Below are 23,863 nucleotides of genomic sequence, written 5' to 3' on the forward strand. Positions count from 1 at the left end.
ACACCGTTATGAACTATAAATTTAAAACAATAAGCAAGCGTGTGATGGGCGACCTTCATACCCCCGTAAGCATCTATCTGAAAGTGCGGGATATATACCCGGAGTCGGCGCTATTGGAAAGCTCTGATTTTCATGGAAATGAAAACAGCCTTTCTTACATAGCTCTTTGCCCTTTGGCCAGTATTGGCATCAACAATGGCGAATGTACGGCGGTCTATCCTGACGGAAGTCGCAAAGTAAGTCCGATAACCGAAACGCATAACGTTGCAGATGCAATGAATGCCTTCCTGTCCAGTTTCAGCATAGAAGGAGCCGACCGGAAAGTTTGCGGTCTTTTTGGTTACACAGCCTTCGATGCCATACGCTATTTTGAGAATATCCCGGTCATGGAAGCGCACCACGAAGAAAATGATGCTCCCGACATGCTATACATATTATATAAGTATATACTGGTCTTCAATCATTTTAAAAACGAACTCGCCTTGGTGGAATTGGTTATTGATGGCGAAAAAGGCAACCTGCAGGAAATCGAGACACTGATCGAAAACCGTAACTACGCCTCCTACAATTTTCAATCTGTCGGTAAAGAAACCTCTCCCATCACCGACGACGAATACAAAACAATGGTGCGCCAGGGCATCCATCACTGCCTGCGTGGCGACGTTTTCCAAATCGTACTGAGCCGTCGCTTCGAGCAACCGTTTAAAGGGGATGATTTCAAGGTTTATCGTGCCCTGCGCAGTATCAATCCGTCACCTTATTTATTCTATTTTGATTTCGGAGGCTTCCGCATCTTCGGTTCTTCTCCGGAGACGCATTGCAAAGTAGCCGATGGACATGCCAGCATCGATCCGATTGCAGGAACAGCCTTCAGAACAGGAAATGTGGAAGTAGACCGCCAGCGTACCGAAGCGCTTCTGGCCGATCCGAAAGAGAATGCCGAGCATGTCATGCTGGTAGACCTTGCCCGAAACGATTTAAGCCGGAACGCACACGATGTACAAGTAGATTTCTATAAAGAGGTACAATATTACAGCCATGTAATCCACCTCGTATCACGTGTAAGCGGAGAGGTCGATCCGGAAAGTAACCCGGTGAAAACCTATATAGATACCTTTCCGGCCGGAACTTTGAGCGGTGCACCCAAAGTTCGTGCCATGCAGCTCATTACCGGGATAGAGAAACACAACCGCGGAGCTTACGGCGGCTGCATAGGATTTATCGGTATGGACGGCGATCTGAACCAAGCCATCACGATCCGCACTTTTGTGAGCCGCGGAAACGTCCTCTATTATCAGGCCGGCGCCGGCATAGTAGCCAAAAGCAATGACGAACGCGAACTGCAGGAGGTAAACAATAAGCTGGGAGCACTGAAAAAAGCAATCGACCTGGCCAATCAACTTATTAATTAACCGGAGGCTTGACAGAATAACACACAAATATAAATAAACAAATACAAGACAATGAAGATTCTTTTATTCGATAATTACGATTCCTTCACCTATAATCTGCTTCATATACTGAAGGAACTGGACGCCGATGTAGAGGTGTACCGCAATGACAAGATTGCACTGGACGAAGTAGAACGTTTCGACAAGATTCTCCTTTCACCCGGCCCCGGCATACCGGAAGAAGCCGGCATTCTGCTTCCTCTCATCCGCCGTTATGCGCCAACAAAAAGCATCCTGGGCGTCTGCCTTGGCGAGCAGGCCATCGGCGAAGCATTCGGTGCAAAGCTAATCAACCTGGCGAACGTACACCACGGCGTTTGCTCAGACATCCGTGTCATCGCCCCCGATCCCCTTTTTGCAGGACTCGAACCCGGATTTCGCGCCGGGCGTTACCATTCGTGGGTCGTTTCGCACGAAAACTTCCCCGATTGCCTTGAAGTCACTGCCGAGGATTGCGAAGAAGGACAAATCATGGCCCTGCGCCATCGGCGGTATGATGTCCGCGGCATACAATTTCATCCCGAATCCGTTCTTACCCCCAAAGGCAAGATCATTATAAGCAACTGGCTAAAAACATCATTTGCATGAAAGATATATTGTACAGATTGTTCGAACATCAGTATCTGGGTCGTGACGAGGCACGCAGAATACTTCAGAACATCGCCGGAGGAAGTTACAACGACTCCCAGATAGCCAGCCTCATCACCGTATTTCTGATGCGCAACATTTCCGTAGAAGAACTGACGGGTTTCAGGGAAGCATTACTCGAAATGCGAATTCCCATCGACCTTTCCGAGTACAAGCCTATCGACATAGTAGGTACGGGAGGCGACGGCAAGAACACATTCAACATCAGTACCTGTGCGTGTTTTGTAGTGGCAGGTGCAGGCTACAACGTAGTGAAGCACGGCAATTATGGAGCCACATCGGTAAGCGGAGCCAGCAATGTAATGGAACAGCACGGCGTTAAATTTACAAACGAAATCGAGCATCTGCGCCGTTCCATCGGCGAGTGCCGCATCGCCTACCTGCATGCCCCACTCTTCAACCCTGCCTTGAAGGCTGTAGCCTCCGTTCGCAAAAGCCTGGGCGTGCGTAGTTTTTTCAACATGTTGGGGCCGTTGGTAAATCCTGTGATTCCGACCTATCAACTGTTAGGAGTCTACAACCTGCCACTGTTAAGGCTCTACAACTACACGTATCAAGAGAGCGGGACGCATTTCGCCGTAGTACACAGTCTGGACGGGTACGATGAAATTTCGCTTACGGCTGAATTTAAGGTTGCCATGGCAGAGAAAGAAAAACTCTACACCCCCGAAATGCTCGGACTTACCCGATGCACGGAAGCCGATCTGGACGGAGGAGCAACCGTAGACGATGCCGCCCGTATTTTTGATGCAGTCCTTTCGGGAACCGCCACACCTGCACAAACCAATTGTGTAATAGCAAATGCTGCATTCGCCATACAAGTAATCTGTCCTGATAAAAAGATAGCGGATTGTCTCACGGAAGCAAAAGAGGCGCTTTTCAGCGGAAAAGCGTTAAAAACCTTCAAAAAGTTTGTATCACTGAATAGCTGATCGCCCTGGATTGCCAGACAGGAAAAGATGCAGTAACTCCTTTTACTTGCTGCACAAGCATAAAGATGCAGCTGCAAGCAAAAGATATAGAATAGAAATAAAACAGATTATGAAAGATATATTAAACGATATTATAGTCAACAAACGTCTGGAGGTGGCACAACATAAACAGGCTGTTCCACTACAAACGATGCTCGGCATGGCAAGCGACCGCCTCGACAGAGCGCCGCTCAGCATGCGGGCAGCGCTGGAGTCATCAGCTGGGATCATTGCGGAATTCAAACGAAAGAGTCCGTCGAAGGGATGGTTGTTTCCGAAAGCTGACGCAGCGGTTGTCGTGCCTTCTTACGAGGAGGGTGGTGCTGCAGCATGCTCCATCCTGACAGATCATAATTTTTTTGGAGGTTCATTGGGTGATCTGCAAAAGGCGAGGCGCATATCCACGCTACCGTTGCTCAGGAAAGATTTCATTATTGATCCGTACCAACTATTTCAGGCCAGGGTAATGGGTGCCGATGCTGTTCTTCTGATTGCTGCCGCCCTCACCGTTGAAGAGTGCCGGCAATTAGCAGAGACGGCACACAGCCTGCAACTGGAAGTACTGCTCGAAGTGCACTCCGCCGAAGAACTGGATCACTTGAATGATTGCATCGACATGCTGGGAGTAAACAATCGTAACCTCGGAACCTTCCATACAGATGTGCAAAACTCCTTCCGTCTGGCAGAGAAGTTACGCGAACATGCGGAAAAGGAAACGAAAGCACCATTGCTAGTTTCGGAAAGCGGACTATCGGATGCCGAAACGATTATACGGCTGCGCGAAGGTGGATTCCGCGGATTCCTCATGGGTGAAGCGTTTATGAAAACCGGAAATCCGGGTGAAGCATTAACCCGGCTAATCCAACAATTATCATGATCGTAAAAGTATGCGGCATGCGCGAGCCGGACAATATACGCGACGTTGCCAGGCTGAACGTGGACTGGATAGGCTTTATCTTCTACCCCAAATCGCCAAGACGATTTGAAGCAGTTGACAATCATCTTCAAGAATACCGCTTGCGCACCTGTCAACTGAAAAAGGTTGGTGTCTTTGTCAATGCTTCCGTTGAGACGATGATACAGACAGCTACCTCTTTCGGCCTGGACTACCTGCAACTGCACGGCAATGAAAGTCCGGACGATTGCTACACCCTTCAGAAACGGGGCTATGCCATTGTTAAAGCCATCCCCATAGCTTCCGCCGAAGATTTGGAGCAGACGGTAAAATACGAAGGACGTATTGACTATTTCCTTTTCGATACCAAATGCAATGTTTACGGAGGTAGCGGACAACAGTTCGACTGGAATATTCTATCAACCTATAAAGGTGAGACTCCTTTTCTACTGAGTGGTGGAATCAACCCGGACAGTATTGAAGGCATCCGCCATTTCCGCCATCCCCGGTTTATCGGCATAGACCTGAATAGCGGTTTTGAAACCCAACCCGGACTGAAAGACGTAGAAAAATTACGAACTTTCCTCTCCGCAATCAGAGAAGTCAAGAAATCTAAGAAGTCAAAGTAGTTAAGTAGTCAGAGTCGCTATTATTCTTAACTACTTGACTACTTAACTACTAATTAATATTATCAATATGAATCGCATCACAAACTTATTCAACACCAAAAAAGGCGGTATACTGTCCGTCTTTTTCACAGCCGGTTATCCCGGCCTCAACAATACGGCAGCCACCCTTCAAGCCCTTCAAAACAAAGGCATCGATATGGTGGAAGTAGGCATCCCTTTCTCTGACCCAATGGCCGATGGCCCCGTCATTCAGGAAGCAGCCACACAAGCGCTGCGAAACGGAATGACTCTCCGTCTGCTCTTTCAACAATTAAAAGAAATACATCATGATATACATATTCCTGTAATTCTGATGGGGTACCTCAACCCTATCATGCAATACGGATTTGAGGCTTTTTGCCAAAGTTGTGCAGATGCAGGTGTATCCGGTGTTATCATTCCCGACCTTCCATATGCCGACTATATGGAAGATTACAAACCCATAGCCGACCGTTACGATCTAAAAGTCATCATGCTCATTACCCCCGAAACCTCCGAAGAACGCATACGTCTCATTGACGCTCATACCAGCGGATTTATCTACATGGTATCAAGCGCTGCCGTCACCGGGGCACAAAAAGATTTCGATGAAAAAAAGCAAGCCTATTTCCGCCGCATCAATGCAATGGGATTGCACAACCCACGGCTGATCGGTTTCGGCATCAGCAATAAAGCTACTTACGAAGCAGCCGTAGCCAATTCATCGGGCACTATCATCGGCAGTAAGTTTGTACAACTGCTAAAAAGCGAAGCTACACCTGCGGAAGCAGTCGATAAGTTACTGGAAGCTCTGAAACAATAGCAATCTTCGTGATGTTTTATTCATAAATTAAAATCCGAAAAGATGAACAATTTCACATTTCACAATCCAACCCGCCTGATTTTCGGCAAGGGTATGATCGAAAAGTTAACAACGGCCATTCCAGCCGTCCACCACATCATGGTAACGTTTGGAGGAGGAAGCATAAAGAAAAACGGAGTATACGATCAGGTAATCAGAGCCCTTAAAGGCCGTGATATTGTAGAATTCTGGGGTATCGAACCTAATCCGACCATCGAAACTCTCCGCAAAGCTATCGAGTTGGGAAAAGGGAAGCAGATAGACTTCCTGGTTGCTGTTGGCGGTGGCTCAGTTATAGACGGAACCAAACTGATTTCTGCCGGGCTGAATTATAACGGAGATGCCTGGGACCTCGTAAAAAAAGGTTCTTATTACGATTGTATTCCAATGGGAACTGTCCTCACCCTGCCCGCCACTGGTTCGGAAATGAATAACGGGGCTGTAATTTCCTGCAAGGAGACACAAGAAAAATACCCATTTTACAGCGACTATCCGGTATTCTCCATACTTGACCCGGAGACGACTTTCTCATTACCTTCTTTCCAGATAGCCTGCGGAATTGCCGACACTTTTGTACATGTGATGGAGCAATATATGACAACCACCGGACAATCCCGGCTGATGGATCGCTGGGCGGAAGGAATACTAGATACTCTCGTTGAAATAGCCCCTCAAATCAAAAATGATCCCAAGAATTACAATCTGATGGCCGATTTTATGCTGTCTGCAACAATGGGATTAAACGGTTTCATATCTATGGGAGTATCGCAGGACTGGGCAACTCACATGATCGGGCATGAACTGACAGCACTCCATGGCCTGACCCACGGCGCTACACTGGCAATTGTTTTTCCCGGAACCCTTCGCACCCTCCGTGACCAGAAAAAAGACAAGATTCTCCAATACGGTGAACGTGTCTGGGGCATCAACTATGGTTCGGCCAACGAACGAATAGACAAGGCAATAGAAAAAACAGAACAGTTCTTCCGTAGTCTCGGATTACAAACCCGTTTATCAGAAGTAAACATCGGTGACGAAACAATTACCGAAATAGAACATCGTTTCAACAAACGCGGTGTTGCTTTTGGCGAATGTCAGAATGTAGACGGAAAGACAGCAAGGGCTATTCTTGAAAACTGTAAATAAATGAAGCTTATTTAATACGAAAACAGGGAGGTGATTTTTACACCTCCCTGTTTTTTACTGCAAACTGGCACGCACCCTGCTGAGCGTTTCCGGCGTCATAAGAAGATAGGAAGCAATGTGAGACAATGGTGCACGCTGTATGATTTCGGGATGTTCTTTCAACAAACGGTTATAACGCTCGTTAGCCGTTTCAAAACGGAATGAGTCTGTTTTCCGCTGTGATAAAATGAGAGAATCTTCCAACAAGCCACGATAAATGACTTCGATCTCATAATTTTCAGAAGCTAATTTCAATAATGGATCATGAGGAATCCCATACAAAACTGTATTTTCCAGAGCTTCTACCATCAAATGCGCCGGACGCTGACGAAGAAAGCTTTCAATACAGATAAAAATACTATGCTCACATGCAAAATGTTCTGTCAGATCTTTCTTGTTTTTAAAGTAAAACTGGCGGATCATGCCTTTCTCTACATATCCTATCTGTTTACAGATTTCCCCTTCATTCAGGAATATTGTATTTTTCTTCAGGTCTGTACGGATTAATATAGAGGCCAACTTATCTACAGCTTCTTCAGTTATTTGAAACGGAGGATACGATAGCTCTACAATCTTATGTGCTATATCTCTTTGGGAATTCATTCAAAGTCGTTTTTAATCAACGCAAAGATAGAAATTAATTGATATATCCAAACATAGAAAAAGTTCATCAAAACTTATATCAACTATTTATATTCCTGCCAGCTTTTAATCTGAATATCGTCTATACTTAATGTACAGAAGGCTTCGATAAAAGCACTTGCCAGACGAGCGTTCGTGATAAGCGGAATATTCAGGTCTGTAGCAGCACGACGTATCTTATAACCGTTATCCAATTCACCGGCAGAAAGATCACGGGGTATGTTCACTACCATATCAATCTTCTTTTCATGCAACATGGTAAGTGCCTGCGGCTCGCCTTGCTCACTCGGCCAGTACACCTGAGTACAGGGTATATTGTTTTCTGCCAGGAAACGATATGTACCTCCGGTAGCATAAAGGTTATAGCCTTTCGCCGCTAACATCTTTGCCGCATCAAGCATTGCCACTTTCTGTTTCGGCGTACCGGTAGAAAGTAGAATGTTCTTTGCCGGAATACGGTAACCGACCGAAAGCATACTCTTCAAAACGGCCTCGGATAGATCATCACCTATACAACCCACCTCACCGGTAGAGGCCATATCCACACCTAATACAGGGTCAGCTTTTTGCAAACGGTTAAAGGAGAACTGGGAAGCTTTGATACCTACATAATCCAGGTCAAATTCATTCTTATTAGGTTTTTCGACAGGCAATCCCAACATAATGCGGGTAGCCAGTTCGATAAAGTTTATCTTCAACACCTTGCTCACAAAGGGGAAGCTTCGGGAAGCACGGAGATTACACTCTATCACCTTTATCTCATTGCCCTTGGCCAAATACTGAATATTGAACGGGCCGGAGATATTCAGTTCTTTTGCAATCTGCTTGCTGATGCGTTTGATACGACGGACTGTTTCCACATACAGTTTTTGTGCAGGGAACTGAATAGTTGCATCGCCGGAATGGACACCCGCAAACTCGATATGTTCGCTGATTGCATACATGACAATCTCACCTTTATCGGCAACAGCATCCATTTCCACCTCCTTGGCATGTTCGATAAACTGGCTCACCACAACCGGGTGTTTTTTCGACACATTGGCGGCCAGCTTGAGGAAGCGTTCCAACTCGTCCTGATTAGAACAAACATTCATAGCAGCACCACTCAGTACATAGCTCGGACGAACCAATACAGGAAACCCGACTTCATCCACAAAAGCATGGATGTCTTCCATCGAAGAAAGCTCCTTCCAGCGGGGCTGGTCTACACCGATCCGGTCAAGCATGGCAGAGAACTTTTCACGGTCTTCGGCATTATCGATACTCTTTGCAGAAGTTCCGAGGATATTGACATGTTGTTCATCCAAACGCATAGCCAAATTATTTGGTATCTGACCTCCGGTAGAGACAATCACGCCGTGCGGATTTTCCAATTCGAGAATATCCATCACACGTTCGAAAGTCAGTTCGTCAAAGTAAAGGCGATCACACATATCATAGTCTGTCGACACGGTTTCAGGATTATAGTTGATCATAACAGAGCGCCAACCTTCCTTGCGGATCGTATTCAACGCCTGCACTCCACACCAATCAAACTCGACTGAACTGCCGATACGGTATGCACCGGAGCCCAGCACAACTATCGAACGGCGGTCGCCGACATATTGCACATCATTCTCTGTTCCGCTGTAAGTCAGGTACAGGTAGTTAGTCTGAGCCGGATATTCGGCAGCCAACGTGTCGATTTGTTTTACAACAGGCAGTATGTTATGTTCTTTACGGAATTGACGCACCTGCATCATTCCTTTCTCTATATCATCATCCAAACCAAGAGCCCGTGCAATCTGGAAGTCCGAGAAACCTTGAACCTTCGCCCGGCGAATCAAGGCCGGGTCTAACCGCCAACGTTGTATTCCTTTCATATCAAATGCCCGCAGTTCTTTATCGGTTTGCATAATACCATACAGCTTTTGCAGGAACCAGCGGTCTATCCGGGTAAGCTCATGTATCTGGTCTACAGTATAACCGGCACGGAAAGCCTTCGAGATAACAAAAATGCGGGAGTCGGTCGGTTCGTGCAAAGCTTTATCTATATCCGGTATGACCAGTTCTTTATTCTCTACAAAACCGTGCATTCCCTGTCCAATCATACGAAGACCTTTTTGAATGGCTTCCTCAAACGTACGTCCGATAGCCATCACCTCGCCTACCGACTTCATGCTGCTGCCTAGTTCACGGGCTACGCCGTGGAATTTCCCCAAATCCCAACGCGGAATTTTACAAACCACATAGTCCAGAGCCGGTTCGAAGAAAGCGCTCGTAGTCTTCGTCACCGAATTCTTCAAATCAAACAAACCATAACCCAGACCCAACTTGGCAGCGACAAATGCCAGCGGATAACCAGTTGCCTTTGATGCCAATGCCGACGAACGGCTCAAGCGGGCATTTACCTCAATCACCCGGTAATCTTCACTTTCCGGATCGAAAGCATATTGCACATTACATTCTCCTACAATGCCGATATGGCGAATGATGCGGATTGCCAGCTCACGGAGCTTATGATACTCGCTATTAGTAAGCGTTTGCGAAGGAGCTATCACAATCGATTCACCTGTATGGATGCCAAGCGGATCGAAGTTTTCCATGTTGCAGACAGTGATACAGTTGTCGAAGCGGTCGCGCACCACCTCGTATTCCACCTCTTTCCACCCCTTCAAACTCTTTTCTACCAATACTTGCGGGGAGAAAGAAAAGGCTTTTTCCGCCAGTACATCCAGCTCTTCTTCATTATCGCAAAAGCCAGAACCAAGTCCACCCAACGCATATGCTGCGCGGATGATAACCGGATATCCCAGTTCTTTGGCTGCACGGCGGGCATCAACGATATTATCTACCGCTTCACTTTTTATAGTCTTCACACCGATTTCGTCCAACTTACGGACAAACAGTTCGCGGTCTTCCGTATCCATGATAGCCTGCACCGGCGTTCCTAATACGCGCACATCATATTTCTCCAATACTCCACTCTGATACAAAACCACACCGCAATTCAGTGCCGTTTGCCCTCCAAAGGCCAATAAAATACCGTCAGGACGCTCCTTGGCAATTACCTTTTCTACAAAAAAAGGAGTGACAGGCAGGAAGTAAACCGTATCGGCAACCCCTTCGGACGTTTGCACCGTAGCAATATTAGGATTGATGAGCACCGTATGAATACCCTCTTCTTTGATAGCCTTCAATGCCTGGCTGCCCGAATAGTCGAACTCGCCGGCTTCACCTATCTTAAGTGCGCCGGAACCTAGTACCAGGACTTTCTTTATATTTTCTTTCATTGTATTATTATCTTTTCTTTATTAATGCCAATCCGTAATGTAAGAAGCAAAGTAGTTAAAAACAACAGGCTATTTCTACCCGGCTACTAAGTCACCCTAAACTTCCGACATGTATGCGAAGCCCTACAATTTAATTACAGATGTAGCTGCGGTTAAATTTGAGCTTCTCGCAAACCTGTCCTGTCACAGCAGAGCCACAAAGTCATCAAAAATGAACTCCGTATCTGTAGGGCCGCTGCATGCTTCGGGGTGAAACTGAGCGGAAAAGAAGGGCTTTGTCTTATGACGTATGCCTTCGTTGGTACCATCGTTCATATTGATAAAGAGCGGTTCCCATTCAGTACCCAATGTGTCGTTATCTACTGCATAACCATGATTCTGGGAGGTGACAAAGCATTTTTCCGTACCAACCATACGTACCGGCTGGTTATGGCTGCGATGTCCGTACTTCAATTTATAGATAGAAGCACCACCGGCTTTTGCCAGCAATTGGTTTCCCATACAAATGCCGCAGATGGGCTTATCGCCCTGCAACGCTTTACGGATATTCTGTACGGCAGCATCGCAGGTATCGGGGTCGCCCGGGCCGTTCGAAAGAAATAATCCATCGTATTCCAATTGATTGAAATCATAGTCCCAGGGCACACGGATTACCGTTACATTCCGTTTCAAAAGGCTGCGGATAATATTATGTTTTACTCCGCAATCAACTAACACAACACGTTTCTTCCCTCCAGCATACGTAATAACTTCTTTGCAGGATACGTTATCCACATAGTTTACATTTCCATATTGCCCGAAACCGGACACATTCTCCTTATCATCGTCTCCAATAATAATGCGTCCCATCATTACACCATGTTCGCGCAACTTCTTTGTCAACGCACGGGTATCAATGCCATAAATGCCCGGAACGCCCTCATCCTTGAGCCAGTCGCCAAGGCTTTCCACCGCGTTCCAATGGCTATATTCATGGCTGTAGTCGCTCACAATAATTGCTTCCGCATGTATCTTTTCGCTCTCCATAAAGGTTGCAATCCCTTCTTCATTGAAGATGCGTGGAGGTACTCCATAATTGCCTGCCAACGGATAAGTCAAGACCATCAACTGACCGGCATAAGAGGGATCGGTCAAACTTTCCGGGTATCCTGTCATGGCAGTGTTGAACACTACTTCGCCGGCAATGTTTTTATCAGCACCAAAAGAGATGCCTCGGAAAACAGTACCGTCATCCAGAATCAATGTTGCTTTTTTTTCTTTCTGCATATAATCCATATGTTGTGTCATTTGACTAAATATTCTTCTTCCATGTAATTAATGAAGGCTTTGTTTACCAACCGTGCTCCTCCCGGTGTCGGATAATCGCCCGAAAAATACCAATCGCCCGGATGGTCAGGACAAGATGCGTGCAGCCCTTCCAAAGTCTGATAGACAATCTCCACCTTTGTCCGGGTCTTCTCCGTGGTAAGCAGTTCAACCATCTTAGCCGATATCTCCCGGTCGGTAAAAGGAGCATAAATCTCCTTTACATAGTTTACGATCAGATCTCTCCCTGCCATCTGTTGTTCTTTTGCCTTCCGGTAAACCTCCAGGATGATGTTTTCCATTCCCCGGTCTCTCAATAATGCCACTGCAGCCTTAAAGGCTATAAATTCGCTCATCCGCGACATATCAATACCATAATAATCCGGGTATCGAACCTGGGGAGAAGAAGAAACTATGACGATCTTCTTCGGATGCAAGCGATCGAGGATACTGATAATGCTTTGCTTCAGAGTTGTTCCGCGAACGATACTATCGTCTATCACGACCAGATTGTCTATATACGGCTCCAAACTTCCGTAAGTAATATCGTATACATGAGCAGCCAGATCGTTACGGCTGTTGCCTTCGGCTATAAAGGTACGCAATTTTATGTCTTTAATCGCCACTTTCTCACAACGAACGCGCTTAGAAAGGATATCAGACAACTCTTGTTCATCAAGAAGGCGTTTGCTGCCGATAATCTGTTCGGTTTTAAGGCGGTTCAAGTAATTGTTTAATCCCTCCTCCATACCAAAATAAGCAACCTCCGCCGTATTTGGGATGAAAGAGAAGACGGTATGATCCAGATCATGATCTACAGCGTTCAGTATATCAGGCACCAGATTGCTGCCCAGTAGCTTCCTTTCCTTATATATATCTACGTCGCTACCCCGGGAGAAATAGATACGTTCGAAAGAGCAAGCTTTATTCTCTTTCGGTTCTATAATCTGTGAAGTCCGGATTTCTCCCTTCTTATTGATAAAGAGGGCTTCTCCCCTATTCAGTTCTTTTATATCCTCTACTTGCACATTCATTGCAGTCTGTATAACCGGACGTTCCGAAGCAAGTACAGCAATCTCGTCGTCCACATAGTAAAAAGCCGGACGAATACCCCACGGATCACGTACACTAAAAAATTCGCCACTACCTGTAAGGCCGCATATTACATAACCTCCATCCCATTGTGGAGCACAGCGTTTCAGTACGTTTGACAGATCAATCTGATTTTCTATAGCATGGGTAATATCCATTCCGGTCAACCCCTCTGCCTCACTCTTGCAATAAAGACGTTCTACTTCACGATCCAAACGATGCCCCATCTGCTCCAACATGATATATGTATCGGAGTATTTACGCGGGTGTTGACCGATAGCTGTTATCTCATGGAAAATATCGTCTACGTTTGTCAGGTTGAAGTTACCGCAAAGAGCCAGATTCTTGGCACGCCAGTTATTGCGCCGTAAAAAAGGATGGATATAAGAAATACCGGATTTGCCGGTGGTACTATAACGGAGATGCCCCATATAAAGCTCTCCTGCAAAAGGAAGGTTAGCCTTGGCGTAATATGGATCATTCGATTTATCGGAAGGTAGTTCTTTGTAATGTTGATGAACAGCAGAAAATATATCTGTTATTGCACTTGTTCCAAGTGCCCTTTCACGAAACATATATTCTTCGCCGGGACTTGCTTCCAATTTAACACAAGCTAAACCGGCACCTTCCTGTCCGCGGTTATGCTGCTTTTCCATCAGCAGATAAAGTTTATTGAGCCCATACATCCAGGTTCCATACTTCTCGTAATAATACTCTAAAGGTTTCAATAACCGAATCATGGCGACTCCACACTCATGTTTAAGTACTTCCATTGGGGTTTTATTTTAATACGGCGACAAAGTTACAAATATTATATTTCATATTGATTATAAATAAGCCCGATAAATAACATATTAACACAAATAATTATCAAATACAGCATTTAGTTAATTTATATATAAAACATCAGACAAATAGACAAAATAACAATTAGCTAAAAACATCCTACTATAAAACTATAAATTATAAGTATTTCTGCTCATTTATCTAACAATTTAAAGCCTGTTGCTTCCCGGACCTAAATCAAACAAAAATCAAGAGACAATAATATATTCCAATATGAAACATAAAATTATATTTGCATATCATTTAGACACATATTACAGAAATAACAAATCAAATAGATATACAAAATGAGCAAAAAAGATCATTTCACCAGTCAAAGAGGCTTATACAACTCTGCTTACGAACACGATGCATGTGGAGTTGGAATGTTAGTTAACATTCATGGAGAGAAATCACACAACATTGTTGAATCGGCTCTAAAAGTATTGGAAAATATGCGGCATCGGGGGGCTGAAGGGGCTGACAATAAAACTGGAGACGGTGCTGGCATCATGTTACAGATTCCCCATGAATTTATTTTACTTCAAGGGATTCCTGTACCTGAAAAAGGTAAATATGGAACCGGACTTGTGTTTCTACCCAAAGATGAACAACAACAAACTGCCATACTCAGCATTATAATAGAAGAAATAGAAAAAGAGGGGCTAACATTAATGCATCTCCGAAAAGTACCGGTTAACACAAGTATTTTAGGAAAATCTGCACAGGAAACTGAACCGGATATTAAACAAATATTTGTTACCGGCTGTAATGACCAACAAACTATGGAGCTAAAGCTATACATCATTCGTAAACGAATTGAGAAAAAGATCGCTTCAGCCAATTTACCTGGAAAAGAAAACTTCTATATCGTATCCTTATCTACCAGAAGTATTATATATAAAGGTATGCTGGAGTCGATGCAGCTGCGTCACTATTTCCCTGACTTAACAAACCATTATTTCACCAGCGGGCTGGCATTGGTACATTCACGTTTTAGTACCAACACATTTCCCACATGGAGTTTGGCACAACCTTTTCGACTGCTTGCACATAACGGGGAAATCAATACGATTCGCGGAAATCGCGGATGGATGGAAGCTCGTGAAAGTGTCCTGTCTTCATCCAACATTCCCGATATAGAAGATATACGCCCTATTATTCAACCAAACATGAGTGACAGTGCCTCTCTTGACAACGTACTCGAGTTTTTTGTAGCTTCCGGAATGAGCCTTCCTCATGCTATAACAATGTTGATACCGGAAAGTTTCAACGAGAAAAACCCTATCTCCGAAAGTTTAAAAGCTTTTTATGAATATCACTCCATCCTTATGGAACCATGGGATGGCCCTGCAGCACTTCTATTCAGTGATGGTCGTTATGCCGGAGGTATGCTAGACCGTAACGGATTAAGACCTGCACGCTATCTGATTACGAAACATGACATGATGGTAGTAGCCTCGGAAGTAGGCGTAATAGACTTCGAGCCAAATGAGATCAAAGAAAAAGGTCGTTTACAGCCGGGGAAAATACTTCTCATCGACACTGAAAAAGGTGAAATATATTACGACAGTGAATTAAAAAAGGAACTGGCAAACGCCCAACCTTATCGTACATGGCTTGCCAACAACCGGGTAGAACTGGATGAAATAAAGTCTGGAAGAAAAATTCCTCATATTGTAGGCCAGTTCGACCAACGTTTACATATTTTTGGTTACAACAGGGAAGATATAGAACGCATTCTCATACCTATGTCCACAAATGGTACGGAACCGATCGGTTCTATGGGAAACGACACACCGTTGGCAGCTTTGTCCACCCGCCCACAACTATTGTACAACTACTTCAGGCAACAATTTGCACAGGTCACTAACCCACCTATTGATCCGATCCGCGAAGAGTTAGTTATGAGCCTGGAAGAATATATCGGGGCTGTGGGTAACAAAATCCTCAGTCCGAATGAAAACCATTGCAAAATGGTTAAACTAAATCATCCTATTCTTACAAATACACAATTAGATATTTTATGTAATATCAGATACAAAGGGTTCAAATCAGTCAAACTACCCATGTTATTTGAAGTAGCAAAAGGATGCAAAGGACTTCAATCTGCATTAGAAAAACTCTGTAAGCAAGCTGAACAATCCGTTGCCGATGGGGCAAACTACATTATACTTAGTGACAAAGGGATAGACAAAGAACATGCTCCCATCCCGTCATTACTTGCAGTCAGTACCGTACATCATTATCTGATTTCAGTACAGAAACGCGTACAGACAGCTCTTGTCGTAGAAACAGGAGACATGCGCGAGATAATGCATGCTGCCCTTTTATTGGGTTATGGCGCCAGTGCTATCAACCCTTATATGGTATTTGCGATTATCAAAGATATCGTAGACAACCAAGTCATCCAGCTTAACTACGAAACCGCCCGCAAGAATTATATCAAAGCAATATGTAAAGGATTGTTCAAAGTTATCAGTAAAATGGGTATCAGCACTATTCGAAGTTACCGTGGAGCCAAACTATTCGAAGCTATCGGCCTCAGCAGCGAACTAGCAAACACATACTTCGGAGGAACTACCAGTAATATAGAAGGTATCCACTTAGATGAAATTACCAGCGATATTATTGCCATGCACAAAGAGGCTTTCAAACAAACATCAGGCAGCCCACTTCCCAACGCCGGAGTCTATTCTTTCCGTAAAGATGGAGAAAAACATGCATGGAACCCGGAAACGATCGCTACCCTTCAACTCGCTACCCGGTTGGGAAGTTACAAAAAGTTTAAAGAGTATAGCCACCTGATCGATAATAAGGAGACACCTATTTTTTTACGCGACTTTCTTACATTCAGAAAACAGAAACCCGTACCACTGGAACAGGTAGAACCTGTTGGCGATATTATGAAACGTTTTGTTACCGGTGCAATGAGCTTCGGATCAATTAGTCGTGAAGCACACGAAACCATCGCTATAGCTATGAACCAAATACACGGACGGAGTAATACAGGAGAAGGAGGAGAAGATCCGGCACGTTTTATTCCTGGTAAAGATGGCACATCCCTTCGTTCTGCCATCAAGCAAGTGGCATCCGGCCGGTTCGGAGTTACTGCCGAATACCTGGTAAATGCAGATGAAATACAAATTAAAATCGCACAAGGAGCAAAACCCGGCGAGGGAGGACAACTACCAGGCTATAAGGTAAACGACATTATAGCCAAAACACGTCATTCTATTCCGGGCATCTCACTGATTTCGCCGCCACCTCATCATGATATATACTCTATAGAAGACCTCGCACAACTTATCTTTGATCTGAAAAATGTTAATCCGCATGCCGAAATCAGTGTTAAGCTGGTAGCCGAAAGCGGAGTAGGAACGATTGCTGCTGGTGTGGTTAAGGCCAAAGCAGACCGTATTATCATTTCCGGTGCCGAAGGTGGTACCGGTGCTTCTCCTGTAAGTTCCATTCGCTATGCCGGTGTGTCACCCGAATTAGGTTTGTCCGAGACACAACAAACATTAGTCCTCAACAATCTTCGCGGACAAGTTCGCCTGCAATCCGACGGACAACTGAAAACCGGACGCGACATTATTCTAATGGCCTTGCTCGGCGCTGAAGAATTTGGATTCGCCACCTCTGCCCTTATTGTCCTGGGATGCGTTATGATGCGCAAATGCCATATAAATACCTGCCCGGTAGGAGTTGCCACACAAGACGAAGAACTACGCAAGCGTTTCCGCGGACGCAGTGAGTATCTGGTAAACTTTTTCACTTTCCTGGCAGAAGAAGTCCGCGAATATCTGGCTGAATTAGGCGCTAAAAGTTTGGATGAGATTATAGGACATACGGATTTGCTTATCCGTAAACCATCAGACTCAATTGCCAAGCATGATCTGCTTAATTTTGACAAGCTAATTCATTTTCCGGCAGAAGGTAAACAAAATGCCATTCACAAAACGACAAAGCAGGCGCACCTGATAAACAATGTAAAAGACATTGACATCATTAAACATGCTATGCCTGCCATCAAGTTTCAGCACGAAATATCACTGAACTATACCATTGCCAACACAGACCGTTCAGTAGGAGCCATGTTATCCGGTGAGATTGCAAAACATTATGGTAATACAGGCCTGCCAGACAATACCTTAAACATCAAATTCAAAGGTTCTGCAGGACAAAGTTTTGGAGCATTTCTGGCACATGGTATCCATTTCCGCCTCGAAGGAGAAGCCAATGATTATTTAGGTAAAGGATTAAGCGGCGGTCGCATCAGCCTGATACCTCCTGTACAATCTACCTTCAGAGCCGAAGAAAACACTATTGCCGGTAATACTTTAATGTATGGGGCTACTAGTGGAGAAGTCTATATCAACGGACGTGCAGGAGAACGTTTTTGTGTACGTAATTCCGGCGCTATTGCTGTGGCAGAAGGGGTAGGTGACCACTGTTGCGAATATATGACAGGCGGACGTGTGGTCATACTTGGGCAAACCGGACGAAACTTTGCAGCAGGTATGAGCGGAGGAATAGCCTATGTATGGAATAAAGCCGGCGATTTTGATTACTTCTGTAACATGGAAACGGTGGAATTATCACTCATAGAAGACAGTAATACCAATAAAGAGTTGAACGAATTAATCCGCAAGCACTACCGCTATACAGGTAGCCTACTGGCCAGAAAAATGCTCGATAACTGGAACAAATACTCCGGAGAATTCATCTGCATCATCCCGATAGAATATAAAAAGGTACTGCAGGAAGAACAGATGATGAAGCTACAACAAAAAATAGCCGAAATGCAACGGGATTATTAACTCCGGAACCACCCGGCCGGGTGAGACCTCGTCACGCGTACGCGTGACACACTACCACGCGGTAAGGTGACGAGCTACCACGCGGTAAGGTGACAGCTTATCACCAAAACGGATGGAATTAATAACAAACAAAACATCATTAAAAAGAAGTACAACAATGGGAAATCCAAAAGCATTCTTAACCATACACAGACAAGAAGCAGGCTACAGGCCTGTACATGAACGCATAGGCGATTTCAGCGAAGTAGAACAAACATTGAACAGCAACGACCGGCGCACACAAGCATCACGTTGCATGGATTGCGGCGTACCTTTCTGCCACTGGGCTTGCCCGTTGGGTAATAAACAGCCCGAATGGCAAGACCTGCTTTACAGAGGACGCTGGAAAGAAGCCTACCACGTGTTGGAACAAACATGCGACTTTCCTGAGTTTACCGGACGTATCTGCCCGGCTCTCTGTGAAAAAAGCTGTGTGCTGAAATTAAGCTGTAATGAACCTGTCACCATCCGTGAAAATGAAGCAGCTATCATAGAAATGGCTTTTCGTGAAGGTTATATCACACCAAAACAACCAGTCCGCAATGGAAAACGCGTTGCAGTTATTGGTAGTGGGCCGGCCGGATTGGCAACAGCGCAACAACTGAATCGCCGGGGCTATGAAGTCACTTTATTTGAAAAAGACGAACTGCCGGGTGGTTTACTTCGCTTCGGCATCCCAAATTTCAAATTAGGGAAAAACATCATAGACCGCCGGATACGGCTGATGAAAGACGAAGGTGTCATCTTTAAAGTAAACACGATGGTAGGCAAAGAGATATTGGCAAAAGATGTACTGGATTCCTACGATGCTATTTGCATAGCCATCGGATCGGAAGTTCCACGTGACCTGCCAATCGAAGGACGTAACCTGAAAGGCATTCATTTTGCACTGGAATTGCTATCTCAACAGAACCGCAAACTGGAAGGTATCCAGATTCCACCTAAAAACATTATTAACTGTAAAGGGAAAAAAGTACTCATCATCGGAGGAGGCGACACTGGCAGCGATTGCGTAGGAACGGCTAACCGTCATGGAGCGGCAAATGTCACGCAAATAGAAATTATGCCTAAACCTCCGGTAGAGTACAATCCACAAACATCTTGGCCCATGTACCCGCAAATATTAAAAACCAGTAGTAGCCACGAAGAAGGATGTCTACGTCGTTGGAATTTGGCATCCTGTCGATTTATAGGAAATGGAAACACACTTACAGGAGTAGAAGTGGAAGAGGTGAAATGGACATCTCCTATAAACGGTAGTCGTCCTGATATAAAAAAAACCGGCAGGAAAGAGATTATAGAAGCCGACCTTATATTCCTTGCCATGGGATTCGTGCACCCGGAGCAAGAAGGACTGATCAAAGAACTCTCACTACCAGTCAACGAACGCAAGAATATATCCGTAAACAAAAAAAACCAGACAATTATGGATAAAGTCTTTGCCTGTGGAGATGCAGTCAGCGGAGCCAGTCTGGTTGTAAAAGCTATGGCATCCGGAAGAAAAACAGCAGAAGAAATAGATAAATATTTAATGAACAAATAACTTTATAAAGAACAACAACTATGTGCGGCATAACAGCAATATTCAATATACATGGCGATACTTCCGTTTATCGCAGACAAGCTTTACAAATGAGTAAACAAATACGTCATCGTGGCCCCGACTGGAGCGGCATTTACCAGGGCAAGACTGCAATACTTGCACACGAACGCTTATCAATCGTCGATCCCGCTTCAGGAGGACAACCTTTAATCAGCGCAGATGGCAAACATATTCTTTGCGTTAATGGAGAAATCTACAACCATCGTGAACTACGCGAAGTATTAAAAGATGAATATGAGTTTCAAACAGGATCGGACTGTGAAGTGATCCTCGCACTCTACAAGAAAAAAGGCATTAACTTTTTAGAAGACCTGAATGGAATCTTTGCCTTTGCACTGTATGACGAAGAGAAAGATATCTACCTCATCGCCAGAGACCCAATAGGCGTTATACCTCTCTATATAGGGTATGACAACGAAGGACATCTATTAATATCTTCCGAGCTAAAAGGGTTGGAAGGATATGCCACCCATTATGAACCGTTTTTACCAGGACACTATTTCTATAGTAAAAACCGGGAACTAACGAAATGGTATACCCGTGATTGGACAAATTATGATAATGTAAAAAACAATCCATCCAATATAAAACAATTATATAACGCTCTTGAAGCAGCCGTCCAGCGCCAGCTCATGAGCGATGTTCCCTATGGAGTGCTCCTATCGGGAGGGCTAGATTCATCCATTATATCAGCCATCGCTAAAAAATATGCCGCCAAACGAATAGAGAATAATGGAAAAACAGATGCCTGGTGGCCTCAACTCCACTCTTTCGCAGTTGGCCTTAAAGGAGCTCCCGATCTGGCGGCCGCCCAAAAAGTAGCAGACCACATCGGTACCATACATCACGAAATAAACTATACCATACAAGAAGGACTAGATGCCATACGGGATGTGATTTATTACATCGAAACTTATGATGTAACAACCGTACGAGCTTCTACCCCTATGTATTTATTGGCCCGCGTAATCCGGAGTATGGGGATAAAAATGGTACTTAGCGGCGAAGGTGCTGATGAAATATTTGGCGGCTATCTATACTTTCATAAAGCTCCCGATGCAAAAACATTCCACGAAGAGACTATCCGCAAACTCAGAAAGCTTTATCTATATGATTGCTTGCGTGCAAACAAAAGCCTTTGTGCATGGGGAGTGGAAGGACGCGTTCCGTTTCTCGACAAAAAATTTCTGGATGTGGCAATGCGCCTTAATCCTACAGCAAAAATGTGCCCCGGAGAAATCATTGAAAAGAAGATTTTACGCGAAGCATTCTCGAAAATGCTTCCTCACGAAATAGTATGGCGACAAAAGGAGCAATTCTCCGATGGTGTTGGCTACAATTGGATTGATACATTAAAAAAAATAGCGGCGGAAGCCGTATCAGACAACGATATGCTTCATGCAACAAAACGGTTTCCGATTAATCCGCCACAAAATAAAGAAGAATATTATTATCGCAGCATTTTTGAAGAACATTTCCCTAGTGAATGTGCTGCACGGAGTGTACCAAGCGTACCTAGTGTAGCCTGTTCAACAGCAGAGGCACTTGTTTGGGACACCTCTTTCAAAAACAGAAATGACCCAAGCGGACGTTCTGTAACGGGCATACACAAAGCTTCCCATTAAAATTCATTATCAACAGAGGCTGAATTTTATATTGTTGCTATATTATTCGACACCAATAATTATTCGAAAAAATCCTTGAACGTTTTATTTTATATGATACCTTTGTCGAGGTTTATTAATAATTTAAATCGTGTATATATGAAAAAAATCTTTACTTTTATTAGTGCATTGGTAATGTTGTTTGCAACAACATTCACTGGTTCTGCGCAGAACCAGCCCCAATTAACAAATGCAGAAAAAGCTGCTATCGTTAAAGAGATAGTGCCAGCCATATTTGATCAGGTTAAAACTATTTCGGGTGTAGACTTCATGGCATTAACGAATCCTACAATCGAAGGTATTGTTTCATCCCCTCTATTTTTTCAACAAGGCTTGGCTACAAGAGCTGCCACTCCAACAGTGATTGATGTCATTCCTGACAGCATGAATGTAGATTTAAGTTCTATCAAAATGACAGGTATGCCTGATGCTGTAAGCAGCCTGTTAAAGAAAGTAAAACTAACATTCAGCGAATCTAAAGATTTCACATTTGCAATGGGTGTACGCCCTGTCAGTATAAAAATACCTCACAAAATTGTTGCTTCTATTGATGTACTTGGCGAGTTGCTAACCGTATCATTCACATCAGGAGACAAAGGCACTATTTTACCATACAGTTCATTCCGCGCTACTTTATCTTTAAGTCCTTTATTAGCAGGTCTGGGGTCAAGCATTGAAAACTTCCCGTTAAAAGCAGGCGATCTGTTATCTATCGAAGAAACAAAAGGCAGCAATGGCATTTTAAGTTATTCTATTGTAATGGAAGATGCTTTACGCGGAATGGTTAGCAGCTTGGCAGAAGTACCTAACTTTATGGTAACTTTAGACATGACTAAGTTAATGACGGCAGGTACTATCAAAGCCAGTTTGTTTGGCAAACCATTACAGGCTCCTACTGCTTCTATTCTTATGGGCGATGCCACAGTATATGCAAACCTGAAATCAACAACAGGTATGCCTGTCGAAGCAATTGTTTTAGCTTCTTATGGTACGGACAGCAAAATCAACGGCTACCGTAAGTTAACTCCTGTCATTTCTGTAAATGGAGCTAATATGTTACTAACAACTACAAATGAGATCAGTGCTGTTCCTTCTGCAGATACTAATGGTGATGGTGTTGTTAACAGTGAAGATTTGGAATGGACTAAAACTTCAGCTCAAGTTATTACAATGCCTGCTTCTTTAAGCACCACATTCGGTAACATGATGTCATCTTTGGTTGCCGGCATTATCGGTAATCTGAAAGCAGACATGAATCAGAATATTGATATAACAATAGACTCTGTGTATTACGAAAGCGAAACTGCTAAACCAACAATCAATGTAATGGCTATTAATGTTAAGACAACATTAGAAGCTATAAGCCTGCAAGAAAGTAATGTCATTGTCAATGTAACAATGAAAACAAGAAATGAAAGCAATACATTAGCTGAAGCTATGGCTATAAAGGCTACAGTTCCTACTGCAGACCAAAAGATCAAGATTGAATTTACGCCTGCAGGATCAGACACCCCGATGGCTACCGCATTCGTTAAGTCTAATGCACTTGGCGTTATCACCAGCAACGAAGCGTCTCCTGTTCTTGAAGATGCAAATGTATATGTACAAGAAGGCGGAATCTATGTTGAAAACTGTGATAAAGCTACCTATTCTGTTGTCAGCATAAATGGAGCTAAACTTACTAATGGAATTATCTCCGGAACAAACGAATATATCGCTATTCCTTCTTTAGCAAAAGATAACATTTATATTGTTACAATTATAAAAGATAATGCAAGAAAATCATTCAAGATTAAAGCAAACTAACCGGTAGAACATTCTTTTACTGATTTGCTATTCAAGAGGAGCCGTTCGAATTATCGAACGGCTCCTCTTTTATTATTTTAAGCCTCTTTTTTTATTTCCATTTTGTCAGAATTATCTCTGTTTCGCTTCCCAT

At 44.1% G+C, this 23,863-nt stretch carries 15 protein-coding genes; 11 read left to right on the forward strand and 4 right to left on the reverse strand.

Features of this window, described 5'->3' with window-relative positions; translation table 11 throughout:
* Window positions 1-8: 8 nt before the first annotated feature.
* From C4S38_RS00735 to C4S38_RS00765, 7 genes are all read left to right on the forward strand, one after another.
* On the forward strand, window positions 9-1,412 hold the full coding sequence (locus C4S38_RS00735) for an anthranilate synthase component I family protein (RefSeq protein WP_103982128.1): 1,404 nt from the start codon (window positions 9-11) through the stop codon (window positions 1,410-1,412).
* 51 nt (window positions 1,413-1,463) lie between these two features.
* Window positions 1,464-2,039, forward strand: a complete 576-nt coding sequence (locus C4S38_RS00740) for an anthranilate synthase component II (RefSeq protein WP_103982129.1) — start codon at window positions 1,464-1,466, stop codon at window positions 2,037-2,039.
* A complete protein-coding gene (gene trpD / locus C4S38_RS00745) occupies window positions 2,036-3,031 on the forward strand; it encodes an anthranilate phosphoribosyltransferase (RefSeq protein WP_103982130.1) in 996 nt (331 codons plus the stop codon). The genes C4S38_RS00740 and trpD overlap by 4 nt, the downstream gene beginning before the upstream one ends.
* 109 nt (window positions 3,032-3,140) lie before the next feature.
* On the forward strand, window positions 3,141-3,947 hold the full coding sequence (gene trpC, locus C4S38_RS00750; RefSeq protein WP_200817932.1) for an indole-3-glycerol phosphate synthase TrpC: 807 nt from the start codon (window positions 3,141-3,143) through the stop codon (window positions 3,945-3,947).
* Window positions 3,944-4,594, forward strand: coding sequence for a phosphoribosylanthranilate isomerase (locus tag C4S38_RS00755; protein WP_103982131.1), 651 nt, complete (start codon window positions 3,944-3,946; stop codon window positions 4,592-4,594). Before trpC ends, C4S38_RS00755 begins: the two co-directional genes overlap by 4 nt.
* A 67-nt stretch (window positions 4,595-4,661) precedes the next feature.
* Complete coding sequence (gene trpA, locus C4S38_RS00760) at window positions 4,662-5,435, forward strand: tryptophan synthase subunit alpha (RefSeq protein WP_103982132.1); 774 nt, start codon at window positions 4,662-4,664, stop codon at window positions 5,433-5,435.
* 42 nt (window positions 5,436-5,477) lie between these two features.
* The gene (locus C4S38_RS00765; RefSeq protein WP_103982133.1) at window positions 5,478-6,620 is read left to right on the forward strand and encodes an iron-containing alcohol dehydrogenase; all 1,143 of its coding nucleotides are present in this window, start codon (window positions 5,478-5,480) and stop codon (window positions 6,618-6,620) included.
* 54 nt (window positions 6,621-6,674) lie between these two features.
* On the opposite strand, the gene C4S38_RS00770 is transcribed toward C4S38_RS00765, so the two are convergent.
* The 4 genes from C4S38_RS00770 to C4S38_RS00785 all read right to left on the reverse strand — a co-directional run bounded on the left by C4S38_RS00770 (window position 6,675) and on the right by C4S38_RS00785 (window position 13,743).
* The gene (locus C4S38_RS00770; RefSeq protein WP_103982134.1) at window positions 6,675-7,262 is read right to left on the reverse strand and encodes a Crp/Fnr family transcriptional regulator; all 588 of its coding nucleotides are present in this window, start codon (window positions 7,260-7,262) and stop codon (window positions 6,675-6,677) included.
* 83 nt (window positions 7,263-7,345) lie between these two features.
* Window positions 7,346-10,573, reverse strand: a complete 3,228-nt coding sequence (gene carB, locus C4S38_RS00775; protein WP_103982135.1) for a carbamoyl-phosphate synthase (glutamine-hydrolyzing) large subunit — start codon at window positions 10,571-10,573, stop codon at window positions 7,346-7,348.
* A 183-nt stretch (window positions 10,574-10,756) separates the two neighbouring features.
* A complete protein-coding gene (gene carA / locus C4S38_RS00780) occupies window positions 10,757-11,860 on the reverse strand; it encodes a glutamine-hydrolyzing carbamoyl-phosphate synthase small subunit (RefSeq protein WP_103982136.1) in 1,104 nt (367 codons plus the stop codon).
* A complete protein-coding gene (locus C4S38_RS00785) occupies window positions 11,857-13,743 on the reverse strand; it encodes an amidophosphoribosyltransferase (protein ID WP_103982137.1) in 1,887 nt (628 codons plus the stop codon). The genes carA and C4S38_RS00785 overlap by 4 nt, the downstream gene beginning before the upstream one ends.
* Window positions 13,744-14,103: 360 nt before the next feature.
* On the opposite strand from C4S38_RS00785, the gene gltB reads away from it, so the two are divergent.
* The 4 genes from gltB (at window position 14,104) to C4S38_RS00805 (ending at window position 23,730) form a co-directional block, all read left to right on the forward strand.
* Window positions 14,104-18,618, forward strand: a complete 4,515-nt coding sequence (gene gltB, locus C4S38_RS00790; RefSeq protein WP_103982138.1) for a glutamate synthase large subunit — start codon at window positions 14,104-14,106, stop codon at window positions 18,616-18,618.
* Between the two features lie 157 nt (window positions 18,619-18,775).
* On the forward strand, window positions 18,776-20,200 hold the full coding sequence (locus tag C4S38_RS00795; protein ID WP_103982139.1) for a glutamate synthase subunit beta: 1,425 nt from the start codon (window positions 18,776-18,778) through the stop codon (window positions 20,198-20,200).
* Window positions 20,201-20,220: 20 nt separating this feature from the next.
* Window positions 20,221-21,885, forward strand: coding sequence for an asparagine synthase B (gene asnB / locus C4S38_RS00800; protein WP_103982140.1), 1,665 nt, complete (start codon window positions 20,221-20,223; stop codon window positions 21,883-21,885).
* Window positions 21,886-22,023: 138 nt separating this feature from the next.
* The gene (locus tag C4S38_RS00805; RefSeq protein ID WP_146059432.1) at window positions 22,024-23,730 is read left to right on the forward strand and encodes a hypothetical protein; all 1,707 of its coding nucleotides are present in this window, start codon (window positions 22,024-22,026) and stop codon (window positions 23,728-23,730) included.
* The last annotated feature ends 133 nt before the right edge of the window (window positions 23,731-23,863 follow it).

It is taken from the genome of Parabacteroides chinchillae (genome assembly GCF_900108035.1).
Taxonomy (GTDB): domain Bacteria; phylum Bacteroidota; class Bacteroidia; order Bacteroidales; family Tannerellaceae; genus Parabacteroides; species Parabacteroides chinchillae.